The following is a 5,101-nucleotide window of genomic DNA, read 5'->3' as shown; positions in this document are numbered from 1 at the left end:
CTGATGCAGGGCTTTGCCGCCAACGACAACATCGCCATGAACGGGCTTGGCGGCAATCTTGCAGCTGCGGGTGTGGATAGGGCTTTCGGCCTGCTGGGCGCAACAGAGAGCAGTGGCCTATCCAGTATCAATAGCTTTTTGCGTGCCGGTGGCGTCGATATCAATGCCGCTCAGACCCAGTGGTGCGCGGGTTTTGTCAATTCCGCGCTTGAACAGGTCGGCATCAATGGCAGTGGTTCACTCGTTGCCAATGCCTTCCAGAACTGGGGCGTCAAGGTCGACCCTTCAAGCTTCATGCGTGGTGACGTCCTGTTAAACACACGCGGACTTGGGGCCGGTCAGGTGGGCGGTCACGTCGGTCTGGCAACAGGTGCTTCGCGCTGGCTGGGCGGCACACAACAGCTTCAGATGCTGTCCGGAAATACGTCAAACGGTGTTGGTCTTGCCTGGGCCAATGCCGCCGACCTTCAGATCCGCCGCGCCACGGAAGCCGCCGGTGCGTTGTCAGGCCTTGCTGGCAATGCCGGCATGGCAACCGAGGGTCTTGGCTCTCTCGGTAATGGCCTCAATCAGTTCGGCTCTGCCTTGTCATCCTATCAACCGTCGGGAAGCGCCGGCGGTGGCGGTCTCTTTTCGTGGCTGGGTTCGATTTTCGGCGGCGGCAGCTCGCAGATGTCGATTGCAAAACAAACTGTGGCCTCCGGTGCATGGACCGGGCTTTACGACAAGGGCGGTTATACCGGTCAGGGTGGAAAGCTCGAACCGGCCGGGATTGTGCACAAAGGCGAGGTCGTCTGGTCACAGGATGATGTTTCGCGCGCCGGCGGCGTCCAGGTGGTCGAGGCGATGCGTCTTGGCATGCGTGGTTACGCCTCTGGCGGCGTTGTCGGCAATCAGCCTTTCATCTCCTCAGCTTCCAATGACAATCCCGCCTCTAACGCCAATCGGCCGATTGCGATCCACATCTCGCTGGAAGGTGCGCAAGGCGACCGGGAGATACAGGAAAAGGCCCGTCAGGCCGCCTATGCCGGTATGAAACAGGCACTGGAAGAGAATGACCGTCAACTTCCTGACAAGGTGAACGCGATCATGGACAGACCGAGGTGGCGCGGATGATTTATCCCCTTGAAGCGATATTCGACCATCTGCCGATTTCCAAATTCGTACTCGATGTCCAGCGCAATGATGAATTGTCGGGGCAAGGCTCCGGTGAGCTGCTTGCTGCTGAACTTGCACCACCACTGTGGAAGGCGACAATCACACTGGATGATGGCCGCAACAACGACCTGAAACGGGCGGCGGCTTTGATCCGGTCGCTGAGCGGTTCACGCGATGCATTCATGGTTTGCGATCCCACATCGCTGTGGCCACAGGATGACTTTGAAGGTCGTATACTCGGCGCAGCAAACGTCCAGGTGCGCGCAACCGGCGCTGATCGTTCGGTGGCGCTGCTTTCCGGATTTCCTGCCGGTTATCTCATGTCCATCGGCGACAAGATTCAATTCATCCAAGGGTCACTGACCAGCTATCACGAAGTGCGCGGGACGGTTTCGGCAAATGCCGGCGGATTGGTTGACCTTCCTGTTTTTCCGCTTCTGCCATTTTCCCTGACAACGGCGGCAAACGTGACGCTGATACGCCCTGCCTTTGCGGCAATCGTCACAACTGGCGGCCACAAGCCCGGAACAGCCTCATCCTCTTTGACGCGCGGCGGACAGATCGAAGTCATCCAGAAGAGGAAACCGTCATGATCTATGCCAGCGAAGAGATTATCGCGGCGCTCGAAAATGCCGCCGAAAACGGGCTTTCGGAACGCAAGCTTGTCTACGTGCATGCCTATGAGCGTGGCACCGGCGTTCCGTCAGCCATGGGTGTCTGGTCCGGTGACGAAGATCTGTCGATATCGGTGAACTCAGGTCTGACCGGCGGCAATGAACTGCGCGCCTATTATGGTGGCGGCACGCTGATCAGTGTCGGCAATATTGTCTGCGGGACCGACATGACCATCCGGCCGTTGACGATCACATTGTCGCAGATTGCTGATGTTCCCCAGGCATTGCTGAGAACGCTCAATATCCGCCTGGCACGTGTCGAAGTCCATACGCTTTACCTCGACCCGACAACCGGCGCTATGATCGGCTCGCTTCTCGATTTTGTTGGGGAAGTCGACAAAGCACCGCTTTCAACCCCAGCCGTCGGCGAAGACGGCAAATTAACGATCACTTGCGTGCCCGACCTGATGTCGATGCTGTCGCGCATCAATCCCAGAAAAAGCTCCTACGAAGACCAGAAAGCCCATGAGCCGGGCGATGAATGGTCGCTTTACGCCTCGACCGCCAGTGAATGGCAGCTGTGGTGGGGGCAGAAAGGTGAATGAAGATGCTTGAACTCAAAAGGTTCAGTGACTGGCGGCCCCGGCTGTTTGCATTCACGGCCGGACTAAAGACGCTCAGCTTCGCCTGGGGACACGATGATTGCGCCGTCGCTCTTGCTGCCGGAGCCATCGAGGCGATGACCGGAACAGATCCGGCCGAACCTTATCGCGGCCGCTATGATGACGAAGACAGCGCCCGTTCACTTCTGGCTGAAATGGGCCATTCAGGCCTTGATGATCTTGCTCGTTCGATGTTGCCCGAAACTCATATTTCGATGGCGCGTGTCGGCGATATCGCCTTTCTGAAAGAAGGAAGCGAAGTCGGTGCGCTCGGGATTGTGATCGGGGCGCGGATCCTTGTCCTGCGTCCGGCCGGAACGGGAACGGTGCCTCTTCTGACCGCTCAAACTGCATTCAAGGTGGGCTGATGCGCGTTAGAACACTTATCACAGCAATCGCATTTCTGACGTTTGCAGCCAGCCATGCCCACGCCGCTCCGGTGGTTGGTGCCGTCGTTGCGATCGGTCAGGCGATCGGTGCATTCGCGGCCTCAAGCTGGATCGCCGGCGTAATCGTCAATGTTGCCTTTGGTGCTGTTACAAGTCTGATTTCGCGGGCGCTGTTCGGCAAGAAAAAGGATCAGAAACAGCAGAGCTTTGGTGTCAGGCTCAATATGGAGACCGGCGACGATACGCCGCTGACCTTTGTTGTCGGTCGCTATGCGACGGCTGGAAAGCTTAAATATTGGGGAACGTGGGGGTCGGACGGCGACACGCCAAACGCATATTTCACCAAGCTGATCGAGATCGGTTCATTGCCATCGTCAGCCGGTGAGCAGGCGCTGCAGAACCTATGGATCGCAAGCGACAAATGCACGATCCTCTATGGAGAACCAGCTGATGACGGGCGCGGTTACCCGATTGCCGAGTTTCGCGAAGATGGCAAGGATCACGCATGGGTGCGGTATCTTGATGGCACCCAAACAACAGCCGATGCGTTCCTGCTTTCCAAGTTTTCCGGTGCGGAAAAGCCATACCGGCCTTCCATGGTTGGCCGTGGCAAACAGGCGATCATTATCACCTTCCGTTATAACACCGATCTGTTTTCCGGCGATCCGCCTGTTCTCGCCGAGCCGCCATCCATCCCGCTCTACGACCCACGTAAGGACGACACTGTCGGCGGTTCCGGACCACACCGCTTCGATAACCCTGCGACATGGGAACCGACACTCAACCCGGTTATTCAGGCCTACAATGTTGCGCGCGGTATCAGGCAATCCGGTCGATGGCTTTATGGTGGTCAGAATGTTGAGGCAATCCGGCTGCCGCCAGCTGAATGGATGGCTGCCGCCAACGAATGCGATCTGAGCGTATTCGGGTCGCCGCAATACCGGGCAGGCTTCGAGATCGATGTCAGTGCCGAGCCACTTGATGTGCTTGAGCAATACCGGCTTGCTTGCAACGGAATATTTGTTGAAGGCGGTGGCACACTCAAGATGTCCGTGGGTGGTCCTGGTGCTGCTGTCTATGCCTTTACGGACGCCGATGTCATTGTCACCAAGCCACAGGAACTCGACCCCTGGCCTTCACTGTCTGACACCCATAATACGATATCAGCATCTTACCCTGAACCAGGCGACAAATGGGCGCGTAAGGATGCGCCGGAATACACCTCCGATTCAGCGCTGATGTCTGACGGGCGCAGTCTGGCCCAGTCCGTAATTTTTGCCGCCGTGCCCTGGTCGGAACAGGTCCAGCACCTGCAAAAGACTATGATTGAAGATGGTCGCCGCATGCGGATCCACACGCTGGTTCTGCCGCCGCCATCACGCCTTCTGGAAGCCGGTGACGTGGTGACCTGGACAAGTGCGCGGAATAATTACCAGGACAAGGCATTCCAGATTATAACGCTGACACGGCTGCCGGGATCGCTCAGTCAGGTGACAATTAAGGAAATCGATCCAGCCGACTACGATCCTCCGGAGATTGTTATCCCGCCGACAACCGGCCTTCTTGGCCGTGGATCACCGCCGGTGCAGGTCATGCAGGGCTGGACCGTGGAACCGGCGACCATGGACGATGGCAATGGTGTCGGCCGTCTGGCCGCCATCCGGGTTTCCTGCGGTGCTGACATTGATGGCGTCACGGATGTGGTCGTTCAGGTGCGTGTGCGCGATACCGGTCAATTGCTTTTTGCCGGCCACAAGACGTCCTATGAAGAACCCTATGCATGGCTGATCGGACCGCTACCGTCCGAAACATGGGTTGAAGCACGCGGAAAGTTTGTTTCTGACCTGGTTAAAAACCAGCAATGGTCGGATTGGCTTCCGGTCAAGACACCCGTTGTGATCGCAGATGTTTCGATCACACTCGATACAATCGGCCGCGATGTGGACGCGCGTCTGGAGGATATGCAGCGTGAACTCGACAGGTTCTCCGGACAGACGCTTGCCGAGCTTGCATCAACGGTTTCGCTCGATTCAGCGCTTGGCGTTTTTGAACGTAAAGAGATGCGGCAGGAGCTTGGTGGTGCAGTTGCTCAAATCACCAAGCAACAACAGGTCATAGCGTCAGAAAATGAAGCGCTGGCGCGTGAAGTGGAACTCTTCGGCGCGGAGATCGACGATGCCATGGCGGCCGTCATCGCCGAGCGTGAGGCCCGCGTCACCGAAAACGAAGCGCAGGCTGAGACCATCGATTCACTGACGGCCGAACTCAACGATCGGTT

Annotated in this window: 4 protein-coding genes and 1 pseudogene; all 5 read left to right on the top strand. The window is 57.6% G+C overall.

The window, feature by feature from the left end; all coding sequences use genetic code 11:
- Positions 1–1,116: pseudogene (locus EDC90_RS20015) on the top strand (hypothetical protein); the annotation flags it as partial.
- Complete coding sequence (locus EDC90_RS20010) at positions 1,113–1,751, top strand: hypothetical protein (RefSeq protein ID WP_132314286.1); 639 nt, start codon at positions 1,113–1,115, stop codon at positions 1,749–1,751. The pseudogene EDC90_RS20015 and the gene EDC90_RS20010, both read left to right, overlap by 4 nt.
- Complete coding sequence (locus tag EDC90_RS20005; protein WP_132314285.1) at positions 1,748–2,377, top strand: hypothetical protein; 630 nt, start codon at positions 1,748–1,750, stop codon at positions 2,375–2,377. The genes EDC90_RS20010 and EDC90_RS20005 overlap by 4 nt, the downstream gene beginning before the upstream one ends.
- A gap of 2 nt (positions 2,378–2,379) precedes the next feature.
- Positions 2,380–2,802 (top strand): DUF6950 family protein, encoded by a 423-nt coding sequence (locus EDC90_RS20000; protein ID WP_132314284.1) that lies wholly within the window; start codon positions 2,380–2,382, stop codon positions 2,800–2,802.
- Positions 2,802–5,101: phage tail protein (locus tag EDC90_RS19995; RefSeq protein WP_245511155.1), on the top strand; the 2,300-nt coding region annotated here is incomplete at its 3' end. The genes EDC90_RS20000 and EDC90_RS19995, both read left to right, overlap by 1 nt.

The organism is Martelella mediterranea, from assembly GCF_004342225.1.
Taxonomy (GTDB): Bacteria; Pseudomonadota; Alphaproteobacteria; order Rhizobiales; family Rhizobiaceae; genus Martelella; species Martelella mediterranea_B.
Note: the sequence above shows the minus strand (reverse complement) of the source record. Positions and strands in the feature narration are given on the sequence as shown.